24 protein-coding genes are annotated in these 20,305 nt (G+C 68.1%); 14 read left to right on the forward strand and 10 right to left on the reverse strand.

Annotation, left to right across the window (positions count from 1 at the left end; translation table 11 throughout):
• Positions 1–62: 62 nt before the first annotated feature.
• Genes ACLJPX_RS00475 through groL form a run of 7 tightly spaced genes read left to right on the forward strand, consistent with a single transcriptional unit; the run spans position 63 to position 7,148 of the window.
• Positions 63–1,103 carry an FAD-binding oxidoreductase gene (locus ACLJPX_RS00475; protein ID WP_410598170.1) on the forward strand — a complete coding sequence of 347 codons (1,041 nt, stop codon included), beginning with the start codon at positions 63–65 and terminating at the stop codon, positions 1,101–1,103.
• Complete coding sequence (locus ACLJPX_RS00480) at positions 1,100–2,269, forward strand: toluene hydroxylase (protein ID WP_410598171.1); 1,170 nt, start codon at positions 1,100–1,102, stop codon at positions 2,267–2,269. Before ACLJPX_RS00475 ends, ACLJPX_RS00480 begins: the two co-directional genes overlap by 4 nt.
• A complete protein-coding gene (mimD, locus tag ACLJPX_RS00485) occupies positions 2,266–2,637 on the forward strand; it encodes a propane 2-monooxygenase effector subunit MimD (RefSeq protein ID WP_101607005.1) in 372 nt (123 codons plus the stop codon). Before ACLJPX_RS00480 ends, mimD begins: the two co-directional genes overlap by 4 nt.
• Positions 2,638–2,670: 33 nt before the next feature.
• Entirely contained in the window at positions 2,671–3,708 is a 1,038-nt protein-coding gene (locus ACLJPX_RS00490) for an amidohydrolase family protein (protein ID WP_101607006.1), read from the forward strand.
• Entirely contained in the window at positions 3,705–4,403 is a 699-nt protein-coding gene (locus ACLJPX_RS00495) for an iron-sulfur cluster assembly protein (RefSeq protein WP_410598172.1), read from the forward strand. The genes ACLJPX_RS00490 and ACLJPX_RS00495 overlap by 4 nt, the downstream gene beginning before the upstream one ends.
• Complete coding sequence (locus tag ACLJPX_RS00500; protein ID WP_410598173.1) at positions 4,400–5,425, forward strand: NAD(P)-dependent alcohol dehydrogenase; 1,026 nt, start codon at positions 4,400–4,402, stop codon at positions 5,423–5,425. Before ACLJPX_RS00495 ends, ACLJPX_RS00500 begins: the two co-directional genes overlap by 4 nt.
• Before the next feature lie 31 nt (positions 5,426–5,456).
• Positions 5,457–7,148, forward strand: a complete 1,692-nt coding sequence (groL, locus tag ACLJPX_RS00505; protein WP_410598174.1) for a chaperonin GroEL — start codon at positions 5,457–5,459, stop codon at positions 7,146–7,148.
• Here the strand turns inward: groL and ACLJPX_RS00510 are convergent.
• Positions 7,145–7,357: a helix-turn-helix domain-containing protein gene (locus ACLJPX_RS00510; RefSeq protein ID WP_101607010.1), complete on the reverse strand. Its 213-nt coding sequence runs from the start codon at positions 7,355–7,357 to the stop codon at positions 7,145–7,147. The genes groL and ACLJPX_RS00510 overlap by 4 nt on opposite strands.
• Entirely contained in the window at positions 7,357–7,836 is a 480-nt protein-coding gene (locus tag ACLJPX_RS00515) for a DUF2975 domain-containing protein (RefSeq protein WP_410598175.1), read from the reverse strand. The genes ACLJPX_RS00510 and ACLJPX_RS00515 overlap by 1 nt, the downstream gene beginning before the upstream one ends.
• Positions 7,837–8,230: 394 nt before the next feature.
• Here ACLJPX_RS00515 and ACLJPX_RS00520 point away from each other — a divergent pair, with 394 nt between their 5' ends.
• Positions 8,231–8,638: a VOC family protein gene (locus ACLJPX_RS00520; RefSeq protein ID WP_101607012.1), complete on the forward strand. Its 408-nt coding sequence runs from the start codon at positions 8,231–8,233 to the stop codon at positions 8,636–8,638.
• A 144-nt stretch (positions 8,639–8,782) separates the two neighbouring features.
• Positions 8,783–9,139 (forward strand): hypothetical protein, encoded by a 357-nt coding sequence (locus tag ACLJPX_RS00525; RefSeq protein WP_410598176.1) that lies wholly within the window; start codon positions 8,783–8,785, stop codon positions 9,137–9,139.
• Here ACLJPX_RS00525 and ACLJPX_RS00530 read toward each other — a convergent pair.
• On the reverse strand, positions 9,136–9,684 hold the full coding sequence (locus tag ACLJPX_RS00530; protein ID WP_410598177.1) for a dihydrofolate reductase family protein: 549 nt from the start codon (positions 9,682–9,684) through the stop codon (positions 9,136–9,138). The two genes, ACLJPX_RS00525 and ACLJPX_RS00530, sit on opposite strands and share 4 nt — an antisense overlap.
• A gap of 15 nt (positions 9,685–9,699) precedes the next feature.
• On the opposite strand from ACLJPX_RS00530, the gene ACLJPX_RS00535 reads away from it, so the two are divergent.
• On the forward strand, positions 9,700–9,864 hold the full coding sequence (locus ACLJPX_RS00535; protein ID WP_410598178.1) for a hypothetical protein: 165 nt from the start codon (positions 9,700–9,702) through the stop codon (positions 9,862–9,864).
• Between the two features lie 57 nt (positions 9,865–9,921).
• On the opposite strand, the gene ACLJPX_RS00540 is transcribed toward ACLJPX_RS00535, so the two are convergent.
• Both ACLJPX_RS00540 and ACLJPX_RS00545 read right to left on the reverse strand, forming a co-directional pair.
• The gene (locus ACLJPX_RS00540; protein WP_410598179.1) at positions 9,922–10,272 is read right to left on the reverse strand and encodes an MmcQ/YjbR family DNA-binding protein; all 351 of its coding nucleotides are present in this window, start codon (positions 10,270–10,272) and stop codon (positions 9,922–9,924) included.
• The gene (locus tag ACLJPX_RS00545) at positions 10,256–10,939 is read right to left on the reverse strand and encodes a hypothetical protein (RefSeq protein ID WP_410598180.1); all 684 of its coding nucleotides are present in this window, start codon (positions 10,937–10,939) and stop codon (positions 10,256–10,258) included. The genes ACLJPX_RS00540 and ACLJPX_RS00545 overlap by 17 nt, the downstream gene beginning before the upstream one ends.
• Positions 10,940–11,127: 188 nt before the next feature.
• On the opposite strand from ACLJPX_RS00545, the gene ACLJPX_RS00550 reads away from it, so the two are divergent.
• Both ACLJPX_RS00550 and ACLJPX_RS00555 read left to right on the forward strand, forming a co-directional pair.
• Positions 11,128–12,603 carry an NB-ARC domain-containing protein gene (locus ACLJPX_RS00550; RefSeq protein WP_410598181.1) on the forward strand — a complete coding sequence of 492 codons (1,476 nt, stop codon included), beginning with the start codon at positions 11,128–11,130 and terminating at the stop codon, positions 12,601–12,603.
• A gap of 168 nt (positions 12,604–12,771) precedes the next feature.
• On the forward strand, positions 12,772–13,455 hold the full coding sequence (locus ACLJPX_RS00555; protein ID WP_410598182.1) for a phosphate signaling complex PhoU family protein: 684 nt from the start codon (positions 12,772–12,774) through the stop codon (positions 13,453–13,455).
• An 82-nt stretch (positions 13,456–13,537) separates the two neighbouring features.
• Here the strand turns inward: ACLJPX_RS00555 and ACLJPX_RS00560 are convergent, their stop codons facing one another.
• The gene (locus tag ACLJPX_RS00560; protein ID WP_410598183.1) at positions 13,538–14,149 is read right to left on the reverse strand and encodes a flavodoxin family protein; all 612 of its coding nucleotides are present in this window, start codon (positions 14,147–14,149) and stop codon (positions 13,538–13,540) included.
• Between the two features lie 88 nt (positions 14,150–14,237).
• On the opposite strand from ACLJPX_RS00560, the gene ACLJPX_RS00565 reads away from it, so the two are divergent.
• The gene (locus tag ACLJPX_RS00565; protein WP_410598184.1) at positions 14,238–15,098 is read left to right on the forward strand and encodes a polysaccharide pyruvyl transferase family protein; all 861 of its coding nucleotides are present in this window, start codon (positions 14,238–14,240) and stop codon (positions 15,096–15,098) included.
• Positions 15,099–15,109: 11 nt separating this feature from the next.
• Here ACLJPX_RS00565 and ACLJPX_RS00570 read toward each other — a convergent pair whose 3' ends face one another.
• Complete coding sequence (locus ACLJPX_RS00570; protein WP_410598185.1) at positions 15,110–16,246, reverse strand: glycosyltransferase; 1,137 nt, start codon at positions 16,244–16,246, stop codon at positions 15,110–15,112.
• Positions 16,247–16,410: 164 nt separating this feature from the next.
• Here ACLJPX_RS00570 and ACLJPX_RS00575 point away from each other — a divergent pair, with 164 nt between their 5' ends.
• Positions 16,411–16,617, forward strand: a complete 207-nt coding sequence (locus ACLJPX_RS00575) for a CDGSH iron-sulfur domain-containing protein (RefSeq protein WP_410598186.1) — start codon at positions 16,411–16,413, stop codon at positions 16,615–16,617.
• Here ACLJPX_RS00575 and ACLJPX_RS00580 read toward each other — a convergent pair.
• From ACLJPX_RS00580 to ACLJPX_RS00590, 3 genes are read right to left on the reverse strand one after another with little or no spacing between them, the layout of a single operon-like run.
• Positions 16,585–17,595 (reverse strand): iron-containing redox enzyme family protein, encoded by a 1,011-nt coding sequence (locus tag ACLJPX_RS00580; RefSeq protein WP_410598187.1) that lies wholly within the window; start codon positions 17,593–17,595, stop codon positions 16,585–16,587. The two genes, ACLJPX_RS00575 and ACLJPX_RS00580, sit on opposite strands and share 33 nt — an antisense overlap.
• An 18-nt stretch (positions 17,596–17,613) precedes the next feature.
• On the reverse strand, positions 17,614–18,711 hold the full coding sequence (locus tag ACLJPX_RS00585; RefSeq protein WP_410598188.1) for a glutamate--cysteine ligase: 1,098 nt from the start codon (positions 18,709–18,711) through the stop codon (positions 17,614–17,616).
• Positions 18,708–20,222: an FAD-dependent oxidoreductase gene (locus ACLJPX_RS00590; protein WP_410598189.1), complete on the reverse strand. Its 1,515-nt coding sequence runs from the start codon at positions 20,220–20,222 to the stop codon at positions 18,708–18,710. The genes ACLJPX_RS00585 and ACLJPX_RS00590 overlap by 4 nt, the downstream gene beginning before the upstream one ends.
• Positions 20,223–20,305 lie beyond the last annotated feature (83 nt).

Here is a 20,305-nt window from a genome sequence, read left to right on the forward strand (position 1 = left end):
GTGGGAGGGCGGACCCCTCCGCGACACAACGCCCTCCCACCCTCTCCGCCGGACGAGGAGCCATGGACAAACACCGCGTGCGGTTCGAGCCCGTCGGCATCGAGATCGACGCCCACGAGGATCAGACGATCCTGCGCGCCGCCGCCGAGCAGGGCGTCATGCTCATGCACGGCTGCAAGGAAGGGCAGTGCGCGTCCTGCAAGTCCTTCATCCTCGACGGCGACGACGTCGAACACGACCGGTACTCCACGTTCGCGCTGCCCGACTACGAAAAGGAGGAGGGCTTCACGCTGCTGTGCCGCGCGCACGCCTACGAGGACCTCACGATCGAACTCCTCAACTACGACGAGGAAATGATCCAGGCCGGGCTGCCCATCACCGACGCGGTCGTGGAGGTGGTCTCGAACGAGAACGTCACCCACGACCTGCGGCATCTGGTCGTGCGGCTCGTCGAACCGGAGACGCTGAAGTTCTTTCCCGGCCAGTACCTGGACTTCAAGATCCCCGGCACGGAAGAGACACGGTCGTTCTCGATGGCCAACACCTCCGCGCGGGACGGGTTGCTGGAGTTCGTGGTCAAGATCTATCCCGGTGGCCTGTTCTCGGAATTCCTCGACAGCAAGGTCAAAGCGGGCGACCGGCTGGAGGTCACCGGACCGTTCGGGGTCTTCACACTGCGGGACGCGCCCGGCGCCGAGGTGGTGTTCGTCGGCGGCGGCGCCGGGATGGCGCCGATCCTGGCGTTGCTGCGGTCGATGGCCGAACGCGGGATCGACCGCAAGGCCACCTTCTACTACGGCGCCCGACGGCGGCACGACCTCTGCTTCGAGGACGAGCTCGGGGCACTCGCCGGAACTCTGGAGAACTTCCGTTACCTGCCCGCACTTTCCGAAGCCGGGGACGAGGGCTGGGACGGCGAGACCGGGTTCGTCACCGAGGTGCTCAAGCGTGCCGGACACGATCTCTCCGGCGCCGACGCCTACGTCTGCGGGCCACCGCCGATGGTGGAGGCGGCCCTGGAGCTGTTGCCTTCCCTCGGAGTCGCGGAGAAACGCGTGTTCTACGACAAGTTCACCACTACCGGTGAGGAAACGAACCCATGACAGCCACCGAAGAACGCAGTGTGCCGAAGCCGGTCTTCACCGATGCCGAAGCCGGAGCCAAGGTGTTCCCGGACTCGGACGCGCGCCGCTTCAACTACTACAACTCGGCCAAACGCAAGCAGAGCCACTACGAGGACGTGACCGTCGAAGTCCAGCCGGACCCGCGGCACTATCTCTCGCAAGGCTGGCTGTACGCCTTCGCCGACGGCAAGGGCGGCTACCCGCTCGAGTGGACGGCCTTGAAGGCGTGGGGTTCGGACCGGCCGGAACCGGAACGCGGTCCCGGCTCGGGCGGCAAGGGCTACGACTGGCCCGCGCACGGCTGGCACGAATTCCGCGATCCCAACGAGGAATGGGAACTGACCCTCTACCGCTACAACGCGAACGTCGTCCGCCAGCTGAACCAGAACGTCGACGCGGCGCGGCAGGCCAAGGCATTCGAGCAGTGGAACCCCAACTGGGTCGACTTCGTGGCCAAGCACGTCGGCGCGTGGATGCACGTCGATCACGGCCTCGGGCTGTACCTGTTCGCCAACGCCAACCGCCGCGCGCCGACCAACATGCACAACAACGCGATCTCGGTGAACAGCATGCACCGTATCCGCGCCGCGCAGGACCTCGCCCTGTACAACTTCACGCTCACCGAGGAGATCGAGGGCTTCGACGGGACCGCGCATCTGGAGACGTGGAACTCCGATCCGGCGTGGCAGGGTGTCCGCGAGACGGCCGAGCAGCTCACCGGGATCTGGGACTGGTGCGAGGCCGTCTTCGCCGCGAACGTGGTCTTCGAGCCGCTCGTCGGTGAACTGTTCCGCAGCAACCTGGTGCAGCAGGCCGCGCCCGCCAACGGCGACTTCGTCACCCCGACCCTCGTCGGCGCCGGGGAATTCGACTACTCCGAGCGGGATCTCCGCTACACCAAGGCGATGTTCGACCTGCTCGTCAACGATCGCCAGTACGCCGAGCACAACAAGGGCATCCTCCAGGGCTGGCTGGAGGACTGGGTTCCCCGGTGCATCGCCGCGGCCCGCACGCTGCAGCCGTTGTGGTCGCAGCCCGACGCCAAGCCGACCCGGTTCGAGGACGGTCTCGACCGGGCGAAGAGCCGGTTCGTCGGCATCCTGTCCGATCTGGGTCTCAAAGCACCGAAGGAGCTGGGCCAGTGACCTCGTTCAAGACGTCGGAAAGCCCGTTCAAGGCCAACAACACCGCGTCCAACAGGTGCGGTTTCACCCTGATGAACAACCAGGTCGGCGCGATCATCGCGGAGGTCATGGGCCAGGCGGACAACGTGACCATCACGCCGTTGCCCTCGATGATCCGCGTCGACGCCACCGGCCGGACGGATCTCGTGTACGCCGACGTCGACGAAGCCGCCGGCGAGGAGGAAGGGTGGTTCACCGCGGCGGAGTTCGAGGAGAGCATGTCCACCCACTACGGCCGGATGGTGCATCTCGACGACCGCACGATCATGTTCGCCAACCCCGAGGACGCGGCCGAGTACCTCGACTTCGACCTCAAGCCCATCCGCTGACGCTCCGCCCACCACCCAGCCGGAGGCACGCTCATGTACACAAAGGACGGAGAGCAGTACTTCGTCGTCGACGCCCACACCCACTTCTGGGACGCGAGCCCGGAAAACTGGGTCGAAGGCCAGGAGGAGTTCGCCAAGGGCTGGATCGAATGCTTCCACGCCTACCAGGGACTCGGCCCCAAGGAGACCCACTGGCCGATCGACCGGTTCCAGAAGTACTCCGAAGAGCTGATGATGCACGACCTGTTCGAGGCCGGGCACGTCGACAAGGCGATCTTCCAGCCGACGAACCTGCGGCAGTGGTACAAGAACGGGTTCAACACCACCGAGGCCGACGGCGCCTTGGCCGAACGGCACCCCGGCAAGTTCCTCGTCAACACCACATTCGACCCGCGTGAGGGTGAGGAGGGACTGAAGGCGTTCGAGGAACGGGTCAAGCGCTACGGCGCGAAGGGCGTCAAGCTCTACACCGCCGAGTGGCGCGGTGACTCGCGCGGCTGGAGCCTGAAGGACCCGGAAGCCGCGCGGTATCTGGAGAAGTGCGAGGAACTGGGCGTCAAGAACGTGCACGTCCACAAGGGACCGACGATCTGGCCACTGGACAAGGACGCCTTCGACGTCTCCGACATCGACCACGTGGCGACGAACTTCCAAGGCCTGAACTTCATCGTCGAACACGTCGGCCTGCCGCGGATCGAAGACTTCTGCTTCATGGCGACGCAGGAACGCAATGTCTACGCGGGACTCGCGGTCGTGGTCGGCGGGCTGATGCACGCCAGGCCGAAGTTCTTCGCGAAGGTCATGGGCGAGCTGATGTTCTGGATCGGCGAGGACAAGCTGATCTTCGGCGCCGACTACGCGATCTGGGAACCGAAGTGGCAGGTCGAGGGATTCGTCGACTGGAACATGCCCGAGGACGCCGAGCTTTCGGACTTCGCCCCGCTCACCGTCGCGCAAAAGAAGAAGATCCTCGGCCTCAACGCGGCCCGGCTCTACGACATCGAGGTCCCGCCCGAGCTGCGGCTGGAGCAGGAGACCGAGGTCGAACCGGTCGGCGTGCAGCAACCATGACCGTCGTGGCGGCCGTCTGGTCCGCTTTGCGCACCGTCCGTGATCCGGAACTGGACGAGCCGTTGCCGGAGCTCGGTTTCGTGGCCCGGTGCGAGGTCGATCCGGCGGGCGGGGCGCGGGTGGAACTGCGGCTGCCCACGTACTTCTGCGCGCCCAATTTCGCCTTCCTCATGGTCGCCGACGCCTACGACGCGGTGGCCGGGGTCAGGGGAGTGGCCAGGGTGGAGGTGGTGCTGCTCGACCACTTCGCCGCCGACGTCATCAATCGGGGAGTGGCGGCGCGCGAGGGTTTCGTGGCTTCGTTCGACGGGGAAGCGGCCGGCGAACTCGATGGATTGCGGGCCGATTTCGTCCGTAAGGCCGTCCTCGCCGGAACCGACCGGGTATGCCGGGCGCTGCTCGCCGAAGGCGTCGATGCCGCCCGGCTGCCCGGGCTCACGCTGGGCGACGTCCCGGCCGGGCCGGATCTCGACAGGTTGCGACGGCGGCGGAACGAACTGTGCCTGCCCGCCGGTGACGAGGACGCGCTCTTGCTCGACCCGGTGACGGCGCTGCCGATCACGCCGTCTGAGGCGAAGCGGCATCTCGCTTTCGCCCGGCTCACCCGGACGAGCATGGAGGCCAATTCCGGCGTGTGCCGCGGCATGCTGCGCGTGCGGTACCCGCGAATCCAGGAAGAGGAGAACACGGGATGAAAGCGGTCCGCCTGCACTCGTACCACCGGCAACCCGTCGTCGAGGAGGTCCCGGAACCCCGCGCCACCGGCCCGTTCGACGTGGTGGTGAAGATCGGCGGGGCCGGCGTGTGCCGCACCGATCTGCACATCATCGAGGAACAGTGGGCGGAGAAGTCCGGTGTCACGCTGCCTTACACGATCGGGCACGAGAACGCGGGCTGGGTGCACGAGGTCGGCCCGGCGGTGTCCAATGTGGAGGTCGGGGACACGGTCATCCTGCATCCGACACCGACCTGCGGACTGTGCCACGCCTGCCGGGCGGGTGACGACATGCACTGTCCAAACGGGACTTTCCCCGGGATCGACACCAACGGCGGGATGGCGGAGTACCTGCTGACGTCGGCGAGGGCCTGCATCAAACTCGATCCGGAGACCCGGCCCGAGGACGTCGCGGCACTGGCCGACGCGGGGATCACCGCCTATCACGCCGTGCGCAAGGCTGTCCCGCTGCTGCCGCCGGGCACGGTGTGCGTGGTGAACGGCGCCGGCGGGCTGGGGCACATCGGCATCCAGTCGTTGCGCGCGCTGACCGCCGCGACCGTCGTCGTGGTGGACCGCAACGCCGATGCCCTCGGCCTGGCGGCGAAACTCGGCGCCGATCACACGGTGCTCGCCGACGGGAAACAGGTCGAAGCCGTGCTGGACCTCACCGGCGGCAACGGCGCCGAGGTCGTCCTCGACTTCGTGGCCGAACAGGGTGCGCAGCAGGACGCGTTCGCGATGACGCGCCGGGCCGGTTCGCAGTTCGTGATCGGCTACGGCAGCAACATCGACATTCCGACCATCGACCTGATCTCCACCGAACGCAACGTGATCGGCAATCTGGTCGGCACCTACAACGACCTCGTCGAACTGATGGTGCTGGCCCAGACCGGCCGCGTCACGCTGCACACCAGGAAGTACCCATTGGACGCGGCGCTCGACGCCCTCGCCGATCTCGACGCCGGCCGGGTCCGCGGCCGCGCGATCCTCACCCCCTGAACCCGCCCGAACCGATCGAGGAGCACGCACGATGGCCAAGGAACTGCGTTTCGGCTCGGACGCCCGCGACCTCCTCCTCGCGGGGGTCGACAAGCTGGCGGAGGCGGTGAAGTCGACGCTGGGACCCAAGGGGCGCAACGTGATCATCGAGAAGATCACCGGTTCGCCCGTGGTGACCAACGACGGCGTCACCATCGCGCGGGAGATCCACCTCAAGAACCAGTTCGAGAACATGGGCGCGCAACTGGTCAAGGAGGCGGCGATCAAGACCAACGACGTGGTCGGCGACGGGACCACCACGGCGACGGTGCTGGCACAGGCGATCATCCGCGCGGGGATGCAGGCCATCGGCCGCGGCGGGAATCCCGTCCTGGTCAAACGCGGGATCGACCTCGCCGTCGGAAGGCTCGTCGACCATCTGGAGAAGCAGGCGCGCCCGGTGGTGTCCGAACAGGACTTCGCGCGGGTCGCGGCCATTTCGGCCAATGACGACGACGCCGTCGGCGAGGTCATCGCGAAGGCGCTGCACACGGTCGGCGAGAGTGGCGTGGTGACCGTCGAGGAGTCGGCGTCGCTCGGGATGAGCGTCGATTTCGTCGAGGGCTTCGAATTCGACAACGGCTATCTCTCGCCGTACCTGGTCACCGACCCGGGACGGCTGGAGGCGGTGCTCGACGATCCGTACATCCTCATGTGCAGCGAGAAGATCACCCAGGTCCAGCAGCTGATGCCGTTGCTGGACAAGGTGATGCGGGCGCCGAGGCCCCTGGTCGTGATCGGGGAGACGGTCGAGGGGACCGCGCTGTCGATGCTGGTGCACAACCACGTCAACGGCACCTTCCAGTCGGTGGCCGTGCGCGCCCCGGGCTTCGGTGACCGGCGGTTGCACAAGCTGGAGGACCTCGCGGCCGTCGTCGGTGGTGCGGTGCTTTCGCGGCAGGCCGGGTTCTCGCTGGAGACGATGACGCTCGAACACCTGGGCCGCGCCAGGCAGGTCCGGGTCACCGAGAACAAGACGACCATCGTGGGCGGGGCCGGTTCCGCCGAGGCGATCGACTTCCGGGTCGGGCAGCTGCGGTCCGAACTCGAGCGGGCGCAGTTCGGCGTGGACGAAGAGGTGCTGACGGAACGGATCGGCGCGCTGACCGGCAAGGTCGCCGTCGTCCGCGTCGGCGCGGCCACCCCGGCCGAACTCAAGGAACTCCAGCACCGGGTGGAGGACGCGCTGTCGGCGACCCGGGCCGCGATGGCCGAAGGCATCGTCGCGGGCGGCGGCGCGGCGCTGCTGCACGCGGAGAAGGCGCTGGACGACCTCGGGCTGGACGGTGACTACGCGATCGGCGCCGAGATCGTGCGCCAGGCGCTGAGCGAACCGGCGTACCTCATCGCGTTCAACGCCGGGCATCCCGCGCACGAGATCGTCGCCAGGACCAGAGAATTGGGCGACGACGAAGGTTTCGACGCCCTGAACGACCGCTACGGCGACATGATCGAACTGGGCGTCGTCGATCCGTTGCGGGTCTGCCGGTCGGCGGTGCAGAACGGTGCCTCGGTGGCGGGGCTGCTGCTGACGACGAACTCGCTGATCGCCGAGGAACAGACACCGTGGGGCGGGAGCGCGGCACTGATGACCGAATTCGGGCCGCTGGACGGCGGGTTGCACCAGCCGTCGCCGGATGCCAGCACGCCACAGTCGCTGGGGATGGGGCCGTCGGTGGGCTAAGGCTCCTCGTCCACCCATTCGAGCAGGTCGCCGGGCTGGCATTCGAGGACCCGGCACATGGCTTCCAGCGTGCTGAACCGGACGGCCTTGGCGCGGCCGTTCTTCAGCACCGCCACGTTCGCCGGGGTGAGCCCGACGAGCTCGGCGAACTCGCCGACACTCATCTTGCGCTTGGCCAGCTCGACGTCGATGCGGACGACGATCGGCATCAGATCACCTGTTCCAGATCGGAGCGCAGCGTGGTGGCCTGCCGCAGCAACGTGCGCAGCACGATCATGAGGAGGCCCAGCACGGCGACGCCGACCAACGCCAGGAACAACAGCAGCGGCAGAGCCGGATCACCGGCGTTGAAGCCGACGTAGAGGAACACGCTCGCCAGCACCACCCAGCCGGCGAGGATCGCCCACACGATGGCGTCCACCCACCTCAGGGACGCTTCGGTGAAGATCCGGTCCTTCTTGACCAGAGTGAGCAGCTGCCAGGTGGCGACGACCACGACCTGGACGCAGAGCACCCAGAAGACGGAGACGGCCGTCGCGGGCCAGCGCAGATACGCCATGTCCGGGTCATGCCGGGCCATGTGCGCGAACTGGCCGGGCAGGGACATGGTCTGGAACAGGACCAGGATCCCGAACAACACCACGAGGAACACTCTGAGGGGCGCGACCGCCCGCTGCGCTGTCAGCATGGATCGAGTTTCGCGCGTTATCTATCGAAAGTCAATCGTTAGCTATCGAGGTTCGAGTAGCGGTGGGGCGTCGGCAGGTGTTGCGAACGTAGCCTTCGCGGCGTCCGCGGCGGCACCCGTCAGGAGTCCGCTGTCCGTGAAGGCCTCCTTCCCTACTCTCACGGTAGGCAAGGAGGCCTTCACGGACGGATGCAGTGCGTGTGCGACGCCTGAAGTGGCGTTCAGGACAAGGCCCCGCCCACCGTCGGAGCGCATTGGGGAAATCGCTCACCGCATTCGGTGAACGGGGTTGAATTTCCGTCGCGTGCAGGAATTCACCCGGCCGTAGTTCCGCCATTGTCGCGTCCGGTGTGGTCTGTCAGGATGCTCGTGACTCGACCCGAAGGAGTGTCCAGTGGCTTCCCGTCTCAACCCTTACATCAGCTTCGCCGGCGATGCCCGGCAGGCGATGGAATTCTACAAGTCGGTGTTCGGCGGAGAACTGACGCTGAACACGTTCGGCGAGTCCGGTATGGCGGGTTCGCCCGTGGAGGACCAGATCATGCACAGCCAGCTCGATTCCCCTGGCGGCTACACGATCATGGCGTCGGACACGCCGCCGGGGATGGAACACAAGCCGGGCACCAACCTGTCGGTCAGTCTCAGCGGCGATGACGGGGAGGAATTGCGCGGATACTGGGAGAAACTCTCCGCCGACGGCACCGTTTCGGTCCCGTTCGAAAAGCAGATGTGGGGTGACGAATTCGGTGCCTGCACCGACAAGTTCGGTATCTCGTGGATGGTGAACGTGATTCAGGGCTAGGGCATTCCGGCCCGGTGCGATCGGTGCCGAAGTTCCCGACTTCCGGGGACTTGCGGCTCCGATCGCGCGAAACCTGTTATGCCGCCGGTGAAATCGCCGTTCTCCTCTCGTGGGGATTCGGCGGTTCCATCGGGAGGCAGGGATATGAACAGAATGGTCGCGGCACTGCTGGTTTCGGCGGGTGCCGCCGCGGTACTGGGTGGTTGCGGGGCGGCAGGGGCCGGCTCGCCACCGGTCACCGTGGTGCGGGAGATCGTGCCGCCGTCGACGACCACTGCCGTCGTCGCACCGCCCGCGACGTCGGTGGTCGTGGTGGAGCCGCCGGTGACGGTCACGCGGGTGCCCGTGGCGCCGAGTCTCACCTCGTGTCAGCGCCTCCTCGCCGAGGGGTTCTCCTACACGTACGCGTTCAACGCCTGGGTGAACGCGGGCCGTCCGCTGAGCTGGGACGCCGATCGCGACGGGTATCCCTGCGAGCAGTCCTACGGCAACCGGAACTAGACCGGCTCGCACCGGACATCGATGGTGCCGCGCGGGTCTTCTCGGCCGAGTGCCCGTAAGTGGATCGGTATCCCGCCGGGATTGTCGTACAGCCGGATGCCGTCACCGAGCAGGACCGGCGCGATGTGCAGGTCGATCTCGTCGATCAGCCGCAGTTCCAGCAGTTGACGGCCGATGTCCGGAGAGAACACTTCGAGGTTCTTCCCGTTCGCCGCCTCCAGCCCGATCCGGACCGCTTCGGCCGGGTCGCAGTCCAGGAACGTGACGCCCTCCGTGGGAGTCGCGTCCTCGGGATGGTGGGTGAGGACGAAGAGCGGTCCTTTCCAAGCGCCGCCGTAGATGCCGCTCGGGTCGGGGTAGGCGTCCCAGCCGTCGCGCCCGCCGAGGACGGCGCCGGTGGTCGTGGCGTACTCGTCGGTCAGGGACGGCCGGGGCGTGATGCCCGCCATCCAGTCCATGCCGTGGCCCGGCCCCGCGACGAAGCCGTCGAGGGACATCGTGAAGTGCCAGAGCACTTTCCCGCCCGCGGTCTGTGGTTCGAGCACTTCGCCTCCTGCTGCTTGCGTTTTGCGATCGGTGTCTTCAAGTTCGGCACGCGGTGCTATTTCCGGGAACTGCTCGCCGGATCCGAAGCGGGGATCGCCTCCGGCTTCCTGGCCGACAGGCTGAAGCGGCTGGTCAAGACCGGCCTGCTGATCGGGCCCTTTCGATCGCCCAATAGGTAATTCACGCGACCGAAAAGGGCAGTCGATGGGGCTGAACGGCTCAAGCCGGTGGAGTATTCAGTGCGGGTTCTTTTCCCGGTATTCCGCCCAGACCTTCTTCGGCACGCACATTCGCCACGCGTCGAGGATCAGCTCTCGTAACTCCTCGTAATCGATCGCGGACAGCCGGACGTGAACCCACCGATAGCGCATATCGGCCGGATTCGGCAACATGAACTTGTCCGGCTCACCTGTCACCAGCGCTTCCCGCTCTTCTTTGGGATAGCCGAATCCCAGCACGGTTTCGTCAGGTGACAGCGAAAGGAACACGATTCGCCCCACGCGGAACTTCACCCGGTCGCGGACCAGTGCCTCATAGGCGCGGGGCAGCTCCGAAGCGATCCTCCTGACGTCATCCCCGGTTACCATCTTTCCACCATTCCCCGCTGTCCGTTCCCCAGTCACCCTTGGCGCCCGTGGTGAAGACGACGTAAAGGTATTCGTCGAGGATCTTCGCCAGGGACACCGGTCTGCCCACAAGGGCGGGGATCCCTGCCCCCGCCTCCGCGATCACCGCGGCGGCCCACTCGCGCCCGAGCCGCAGGTGCCTGCCGAACGCGGCGCCGTCGCGGTCGCCGTGGAGGGCGGCTGCGATCGCGGCGTCCCACGGCATGATCGTGTTGGGCCGCAACGCATACAGGGCCTTGGCCGCGGCGGTCGGGCCGAGCGTGCGCCTCGTCCGTCCTGCTGAGACGACGACTTCCGAGAGGTCCGAGTACGCCTTCGCCGCCGTGTCGATCCCCGCGTCCGTCAGGTGTACGAGGTCGACGGTCGGCAGGGTGGTGCCCCAGGTGTCCCACCAGGCATGGACCCCGGCGTCGAAGGGGGCGGGCTCGCCTTCTCGCGGATACCGGATGCGGCATCCCCACGAGTTCAGCCAGCGAAGAAGAATCGTGCGATGTGCGGCCTGTGACAGGTCGATCGCGGACCGCGTTGCCGTGATGAGCCGGAGCCATGAGGTGTCGGCATTCGCGAAGCCGTTGAACACTTCGGCGGCACGCCGGAGTTCCGAGAGAGGGGGCAGGGGGCCAGACATGGGCGAACCCTATCCGGTGCCACCAAGGGGGTGAATTTCCGCGTCCAACTATTGGACTTTGTACATTGAGTCACCTATTTGTATCTGCTGCGCGGTTCATTGGTCCTTTAGGGTTGTGGCCAAGAAGGCCACAAGGATGGCGGTCACGCAGCGCGATCGTGTTACCCCATCCCGGGGAGGAGTAAGGCATGGGCAGACCCGAGCGACCGTTGGACGGCTCCACTGGTCCGATCGCCGCATTCGCTCATGATCTGCGGGTGTTACGTAACCGAGCGGGAAACCCGAGCTACCGGGAACTCGCCAGAACGGCGCTGTTCGCGCCCTCCGTACTGTCCAGTGCCGCCAGTGGCCACCGGCTGCCCACCCTGGCGGTGACAATGGCGTTCGTCTCCGCGTGCGGCGGAGATCGTGCGGCGTGGGAACGACGCTGGAGGAGTGTCGCCGGGCAAACAGGTAGTGGCGTCGAGGTACGCGAGGAGCGTCCGGCCGCGCCCGCGACTGCCGAGATTCCGGCGGATGGCGCACAGGTGCCGGCATCCGGGGTCATCCACCTCGCCCGTCCGGCCCAGCTTCCCATGGGGTCCAGGACTTTCGTCGGCAGGGAAGGGGATCTGACCGGCGCCGCCGAGATGATCGGGGCGACCGGCCCGGTCAAGGTGCCGCTCCTGGTCAGCGGTCCGATCGGGGTGGGTAAAACGGCTTTCGCCTTGCGGCTGGCCGAAGAGGTGGCCGCGGACTTCCCGGACGGGCAGCTCTACGCCGATTTGAGCAACAGCGGAACCGGCGGCCGGTCGGCCAACGGGATCGTGCGCGGCTTCCTGCGCGCGCTCGGCGTACCGGCGCATCTCGTGCCCGACGACCCGATGCAGCGGATCGGGCTGTACCGGTCCTTGCTGGCGGAACGCAGGTTGTTCGTTCTCCTGGCCGGCGTGAGTGACGAGGGGCAGGTGCGCCCGCTGCTGGGCCAGGCCCCGCACAGCCAGGTCGTGGTGACCAGCCGCGCCCGGCTGCTCGGCTTGGAGGACACGAACCGTGTCGAGCTGGATACGTTCTCGCGTAAGGAATCACTGGCGTTGATCGGCCGGATCGCCGGACCGGGCCGGGTGCGCGCCGAGCAAGACGCCACCGACACGATCGCCGAACTGTGCGGTGATCTTCCGCTGGCGGTCAACATCGTCGGCCGCAAGATCGCCGCGCGTCCCGAGTGGGCGATCGCGTACACGGCGGGGCAGCTCGCCGATCGCGAACGGCTCATGGACAGCCTCAGCGTCGGTGACGTCAACGTCCGGGACCGGTTCAGTTCCGCGTACGAACACCTGTCACCCGCCGGACGCGAGGCCATCCACCACTTCGGGCAGAGCGGGGCGGGCTGGACGACGTCGATCGGCATCGCCGCGGCGATGGGCATCATGATCGAGACCGCCGACGAGCTCCTGGAGTCCGTGGTGGACGCCGGGCTTCTCCAGCGCGCCAACGTCGCCGGCCGGTACGCGGTGTCCCGCTTGGTCAGCGCGTTCGCCGCGGAACGGCAACGGGAACCGGATCCGTTCGCCGCAGCCGTGCCGATGGCGGGCCGCCGGGCGCGGAAGAACGCCTTCGAATCGCTGCGCCACGACGCCGTGCGCACCCTGCCGGGCGGCTCGAAGGCACCGCCACAGGGGTGATCATGTTCAGGATCGGGCCCGGTCGGGTACTCGGTGCGGAAAGCACCCGACCGGAAGGAGCCCGATGGCTGACGGTGGACCGCCGGAAAACCACCCGCTCCTCGGTTCGCACCTGCTGTGCGAGCCGATCGACGACGCCCAGGTGGCGCTCGCTGCGAAGGCACTGACATGAGAGAACGATTCCAAGGCGAGCTGAGCGTCCTCGGCGACCTCCTGTCGAGCATGTGCGGCATGGCGTGTGAGGAACTGCGCCTGGCCAACCGCGTCTTTCTCGACCGGGACGGCGCCGCCGTCATCCTGCTGGCGGGGGTGGAGACGAAGCTGAACGCGGCCCGGACCGAATGCGAGGAGACCGCGCAGAAGCTGCTCGCCCTGCAGGCGCCGGTCGCGGGGGATCTGCGGACCGTGCTCGCGGCGGTGTACTGCGCCGATCGGCTCGAGCGGATGGGCGACCTCGCCCAGCACATCGCCGACCAGGCCGCACGAGAGCCGGAATTCGCCGTGCCCGGGGCCCTCACCGGACACTTCCGTGAGATGGCCGGGCTGGTCTGCTCGATGGCGGAGGACCTCGCCACGGGAATCGAGGAACCGACGGCCGAGGTGTTCCACTCCTTGGCCAGGACCGATCAACGGGTCGACGCGCTGTACGAGGAGCTGATGACCCTCGTCACCGGTCCGGAATGGACGGACGGTGTCGCACCCGCGATCTCGGTGGCGCTGCTGGCGCGGTTCTACGAGCGCTTCGCCGATCAGGTCGTCTCCGTGGCGCGGCGGGTGGATTTCGCGCTCACGGGACAGCTGCCCGAATCTTCGGTTCGGGACAGCTCCGACGGTCCGGTCACGGCTCCCTGAAGTGCTATGAAAGGCCCGTTACTTGCAAAATTTGCAAGTAACGGGCCTTTCATAGCATCCCGGGAGCCGGGAACCGCAGCGATCACGAAGCGGGGTACTGATTCTCCCGCAGCAGGTTCGCCAGATGGACGGCGTTGCGCGCCAGCGTCGAGTTGGTCGATTCGACGGCTTCCGGAGTCTCGTCGAGGTCGTTGTAGTCGCCGCCCTTCATGGCCTCGCCGTTCCAGTAGGTCCCGCCCTGGGCGGGCACCGTGAACCCGGTGTCGTTGAGGGCCTGGAACAGGTCCGCGGTGACCTTGTGGGCGCCGTCTTCGTTGCCGACGACGGCGGTGACCCCGACCTTGGCGAACATCGCGGGCCTGCCCTCGTCGTCCGTCTCGGACAGTTCGGCGTCGAGCCGCTCCAGGACACGCTGGGCCACACTGGACATGTGGCCGATCCAGGTCGGCGTCGAGATCAGCAGGATGTCCGCGGCGTCGATCTTGCGGCGGATCGCGGGCCAGGCGTCACCGTCGCCCATGTCGGCCTCGACCCCGGGCTTGACGTCGTGGTCGACGACCCGCACCAGTTCGCCGGTGACACCGCGTTCCGCCATCTTGTCCAGCACCTGCCGGGCGATCAGGGCGCTGCTCGAGGCGGCGGGCGACGGTTTGAGCGAGCACACCAGGGCGAGGGCCTTCAACGGCTGGGTCATCGTGTCCTCCTGTTCATACCGAGCGGCTACCCGGACAGGGATTCGGGGAAACCCGTGTGAACCGGGCGCAGCCGGGTAAGCCTCCGATATGCGTGCTTTGGTGATCGGATGGGCGAGTTTGCGTCACGGCGAGGCGACGCCCGTCGACGTACTCGGAATGCGGCGGGTCGACGCCGCGCTTTCGCTGGCCGAGGTGCCCCACGATCTCGCTTGGGGGCCGTCACACCGGTTGGAGGGGTTGGACTACGAGGAGGTGGACCCGGCGAGGTACAGCCATGTCGTGTTCGTCTCCGGCGCCGTGCGGGGAAGGCAGGTGTGCGAGGTGCACCGGCGGTTCGCGCACTGCCACCGGATCGCCGTCGGGGTTTCGGTGGCCGATCCGGGCGACGACGCGGTCACCGGGTTCGATCAGGTGCTCGCCCGTGACCATCAGGGGATCGCCACCCCCGACCTCTCGATCGACTCCCCGACCGACGAGGTGCTGGTGGCGGGCCTGATCCTCGCGCGGGAGCACACCGCCGTCCGGTCGTTCGTGACGAAGTGGGTCTCCGGGATCGACTGCGGGAGAGTGCCGCTCGAACCGGGTCTGGCGTTTTCGGACTGGGAACGCTGTGCGACGCCGGACCAGTTCGCGTCGATCCTGTCGCATCTGGACGTCGTGGTGACGACCCGGCTCGACGGGCTGGTGCTGGGCCTGCGGGCGGGTGTCCCCGTGCTGGCGGTGGATCCCGTCGCCGGTGGCGGCGCGCTGACGGCGCAGGCCGACGCGCTCGGCTGGCCGGCTCTCGTCCCCGCCGAGGAGGCGGCGGAGAGGGAGAACCTCGATTCGTGGTGGCGCTGGTGTTCTTCGGTGCAGGGCAGGGCGGTGGCCGCGCTGCGGGCGTTGCCGACCGACAACGTGCTGATGCGGGACATGGTGAAGGCGTTCAAGACCGGTCCGGTCCGGTAACGCGCGCGGGTTCACACGCGCGTCGAAGCTCCCTGCGCTGCCAGCACATAGGCTCGCGTGCACTCCACCGCCACGCGATCCCACGAGTACCGCGCCAGGACCCGGTCGCGTGCGGCGACGCCGAAGGTCTCCCGCGACGACCCGTCCGAAAGCAGCCGCCGTAGCGCACCGACGAGTTCCTTGGGATTGCCCGGCGACACCAGCGAACCGGTGACGCCGTCGATCACGGTTTCGGTGAGCACGCCGACCGATGCCGCCACCACGGTCACGCCGCACGCCATCGCTTCGAGCGGGACGAGACCGGACGGATCGGAGCGGGGCGCGCAGACCACGATGTCGGCGGAACGCAGGAGAGCGGGCAGGTCCGCCCGCGGAACCCAGCCCGCCGTCCGCATCCGGCCCGCCACCCCGGCCCGCTCGGCGGTCCCGCGCAGACGGCGCGCGTCCTCGGCCGTGAGACTTCCGGCGAGGACGAGTTCCGTCTCCGGCAACGCCGCCAGAGCGGTGATCACGACGTCGGCACCCGGGACGCCGACGCTCACGATCCGGTGCCGCGCGGTACGGCGCGCGCTTTCGCCGTCCACGGTGAACTTCGCCGGGTCGACGCCACCGGAGACGACCGAGGCCCGCACCCGGGGCATTCCCAGCCGGGTGAGGGAGAGGACTTCGTCGGACGAGGTCGCCACCACCTGGCCCGCCTGTTTGGCGATCATGCGCTCGACCCGGGTCCGGTCCGCAGCTCCGGTCCCGAGGGTGTGGAAGGTCTGGACCACCGGGATACCGAGGTCCTTGGCCGCCAGAAGCGAGGCGAGCCCGGACGACCAGAAGTGCGCGTGCACCACGTCCGGCCGGTCCTTGGTCCAGCGGGAGCGCAGGACGCGGGTGAAATCTCCCAGCGACGGAAGGAGATCGTCCTCCTGGAGCCGCTTCGGGGGGCCCGCGAGCACCTGGACCACGCGGTATCCGTCCGGGGTCTCGACCGTCGCCGGGGTCCGGCGGCTCTCGCGGCGGGTGTACACGGTGACGTCATGGCCTTCGCGGGTCAGGGCGGCGGACAGCTCGGCGATGTGGACGTGCCGTCGTCCGACCGGGCCGTCGCCGAGGACGGCGAGCGGACTGGCCTGCGCGGAGACCATCGCGATCTTCATCGGCGGGTGTGGCAGGTCACGACGACCATCGGGTATGCCTCCGTTCCCCTGGCGGCGGATACCCCGTGGTGGCATCGCGAAACACCCTCCCCGGCGGCGGGCCATTGTGGACGTTTGGCGTCCCGTGACCGGGGTAGCCCGGAGCATGACCGCGATGGTGAACCATGACTAGGAAACGGGTCCGGATCGAATCCGGCGGCCCGATACTGGTGGAGGGCCCGGTCGAGATCACCACACCGGACGGCGAGACGGTGACCTCTGACCGGTTCTTGGTCGCGCTGTGCGCCTGTCGCCGCAGCAAGAGCTTTCCCTTCTGCGACACCAGCCACCGCCGCCGCTCACGGCAAGGGGAGCAACGGCCTCAGCAGTGACGTCTCGCCGGCCGACCAGGCGCCCATCAGGTGCTCGGTCAGCCGGTTCTCCAGCAGTTCGGTGGCCTGGATGCCCAGCGCGATGTCCGCCGCCAGTTCCGGCTCCCGCGCCAGCAGATCTCCGATGACGTCATGCCGGAGCACCTGCTCGTGCACCGCGTCGGCTTCGATGTGCTCGGTGTAGAAGTACCGGCATTCCCCGGCCGCGCCGAGCCGCCCCAGCGCCTCGTCCATCCGCCGGGCGGAAGGCCCGGTGCTGATCTCGGTACTGGCGAAATGCCCGACGAGCGCCCCGCGCAGGCGCCGGTGCAAGCCGAACAGCGACATCATGTTCACCGTCGCGAGCGTGCAGGCCGGGACGTGGTCGAGGTAGGCGAGGTAGCCGTCGGACAGGTCCGCCGCGGTCAGCAGATCCGCGAACAGGCGGGAATGCGCCTGTTCGGCCCGCCCGCCACCGAATTCGTCGAACTCCACGGCGACCAGCGCGGCCTTGGCCCGGCCCCGCAGCCGCGGGATCACCCAGGCGTGGGGATCGGCCTCTTTGAGGTGGTAGATCGACCGATGCGCGAAGTACTCCTCGACATGCCACCATTCGCCCTTGTCGCGCAGGAAGTGCGAAACACCCTCTCCGTCGACGGGCTCGACCAGCATCTCGTCGAGCAGCCCTTGGACGTCGTCCCCACCGGGTACCGCGGCGCGGATGCCGTCCAGGAACGCCTGCTCCAGACCGGACCGGAAGCCGAGCAGGCGAGGGTCCCATTCCCAGCCGTCGTCGACGCCGTCGAAACCCTGGTAATGGAGTTCGTAGCAGACGTGCAGCGCGAGCTGCAGATCTTCGCCGAAGGGATCGGCTCCGATCACCGCGTCGTGGTCGAAATCGTCCCGGCGACCGCCTGCCAGGGTGTTCACCACGGCGGCGGAAAGCGGGCCGCGGATCTCGGGCAGCCTCGCGGCCACCTCTCGGTCGATCGTCGTCATGCCCCCCGGGTACCCGCTCTACACGAGCGGAACCGTTTCCCCGGTCAGCATCCGCAACACCGCGACGTCCCCGTCCGCGGCGGCCCGGCGCTGCCGGTCGGCACCGGTGCCCTCCCGTTCCAGACGGTCGAGCAGCGTGCGCACCAGTGCCAGGTCGCCGGTGTCCTCCAGCGCCGGTCCGGCGTGCGCGAGCAACGCGGCGACCCGGTCGCCCGCCGGCACCGGCTTCTCCGTCACCGGGTCGATCGCGGGGCCGGAGAGACCGTGCCGGGCGGCCGACCACACCGCGGCGGCGGCGATCTGCGGATCCAGCGGTACGGCCTCCACCCCGCGGTCGAGATCGGTGAGCGCGGTGCGCACCAGCCCTCGGGTCAGCAAGGCCTGCAGGACGGCTTCGTCCACAGTGGAGGCGGTGTCGGCCGCCCGGATCTCGACCGTCGGCCAGCGCGACGACGGTCTGGCGAGCCAGAAGGTCTGGTTCCCGTCCACCAGGATCCCGCAGTCCACCAGCTTCCCGACCTGTTCCTCGTACGCGGCGGCGTCCGTGAAGTACGGCGCGATACCCGAGCCGGGAAACCGGCTCTGCTCCACCGTCCGCCAGCTCCCGTACCCGGTGTCCCGGCCGCCACTGAACGGTGAATTCGCCGACAACGCGAGCAACGTGGGCAGCCATTCGGCCACATGGTTCACGACGGCGACCGCGGTCTCCCGGTCGGGCACGCCGACGTGCACGTGGCAGCCGCAGGCCTCGTACGCCTCGACCACACCGGCGTACAGGGCGTCGATCTTGCCGTATCGGTCGTCGAGGCCGAGGTCCCGTTCGGGCGAGGGATACAGCGGAGTGCCGGAAGCGATGATGGCGCAGTCCTCGCCGGCCGCCGCTTCGGCCAGCGTCCGGCGGCCCGCGGTCAGGTGCTCGTACAGCTCGTCGGCGGTGGTGCAGACGCCGGTGACCGCCTCGATCTGCGTCAGCCGGAGTTCCCGGTGTACCGACGCGCCGACCGGCAGCGGACAACAAGCCCGATGCCGGGCGATCACCGCCTCTGCGCGCGGGCAGCTCACCCCCGTTCTCGGGTCGACCAGCAGGAACTCCTCTTCGACGCCGATGCCGGTCATCGCCGCCCTCGCTTCTCCGGCAGCGCCCGCACGGCCGGGCCCTGGATCACCGACCCGTCCAGGCCGAACCGTGAACCGTGGCAGGGGCAGTCCCAGGTCCGCTCCGCGTTGTTGAACGCGACCAGGCAGCCGAGGTGGGTGCAGTGGGCGCCGACGGTGTGCAGGTCACCGTCGGGATCGCGGTAGGCGGCGACGAGTTCGCCGCCGTCCCTGGTCACCTTGGCCTCGCCGGGCGCGAGTTCGTCGAGGGACGCGGGCTTGCGCAACGCGCTGAGGTGGTCGCCCACCAGGAACTTCGCCACCGTGATGGTGTTCTCCACGGTCGAGATCGCGGAACGGAGGTCGTAGCGGTTCGGGTCGTACAGGTCCGCCGAAGGATTTTCGCGTCCGGTCAGCAGGTCCGCCAGCAACATCCCCGCCGCGGTCCCGCCCGTCATGCCCCACTGGCCGAAGCCGGTGGCGACCCAGAGGTGGCGGCTCGCCGGGTGATAGCGCCCGACGTACGGCACCGAGTCCACAGTGGACAGGTCATGGGCGGACCACCGGTGGGTGACGCGGTGCACGGCGGCGTGTTCGCTCGCCCAGCCCGCCAGCCGCTCGTAGCGGCTCTCGACGTCGACGGAGTCGCCGACACGGTAGTGCTCGCCACCCGCGACCGCGTAGGGGACGCCGTCGTTGAGGTAGCTCCGCACGGAATGGTGCGTGTCGGCGTCGAGGTACATCCCTTCCGGCGGGTTCCCCTCGACCGGCCCGGCGACCACCAGATCGCGAACCGGGTCGAGCCGGGCGAAGTACAGGCCGCGGTCGAAGACCGGGTAGTGGGTCGCCACCACGACCTCCTCGGCCCGCACGTCGCCGGAACTGGTGCGCACCTTGGTCCCACCGAGTTCGTCGACCCCTTCCGCGCGGACACCTTCGACGATCGTGCCGCCCGCCCGTTCGATCGCGTCGGCGAGCCCGAGTAGCCAGCGGCGCGGGTGGAAATGCGCCTGTGAAGCGAACTTCACCGCGCCGAGGGCCTGGACGTCCAAGTCGATGGAGGTGACGTAGGTCGCGGGTAGGCCCGCCTCGGCGGCCGCTTCCGCCTCTCGCTCAAGGCTTTCCACGGTCTCGAGCTTGGTCGTGTAGACGAAGCTTTCGGCGCGGGTGAAGCCGCAGTCGATGCCGAGTTCGGCTGAGGTGGACTCGATCCAGCCCAAAGCGGCTGTCTGCGTGTACGCGTACATCGCCGCGGCTTCGGCGCCCTTGCTCTTGGCGAGCATGGCGTACTTCAGCCCGTGCTGGGCACTGATCTTCGCCGTGGTGTGCCCGGAAACGCCCGCCGCGACGCGATCCGCCTCCAGGACCAGCACCGAACGGCCCGCCTTCGCCAGGCGATACGCCGTGGTGAGACCGGCTATGCCGGCGCCGAGGACGGCGACATCGACCTCCGAGGGCAGCGGCGTACCGGTGCGATCGGGAGCGGGAGCGGTGTCGAGCCACAGTGAACGCGTTCCGGGCAACTCCGTCATGGCGGCCGGATTCCCGGCGGACAACGCGGGCAAACCAGAGCCGTCCGGGTTTTCTGGATCACCCGAACGGGTAGCACTCGCCC

Source organism: Amycolatopsis sp. lyj-90, from assembly GCF_046549035.1.
Taxonomy (GTDB): Bacteria; Actinomycetota; Actinomycetes; order Mycobacteriales; family Pseudonocardiaceae; genus Amycolatopsis.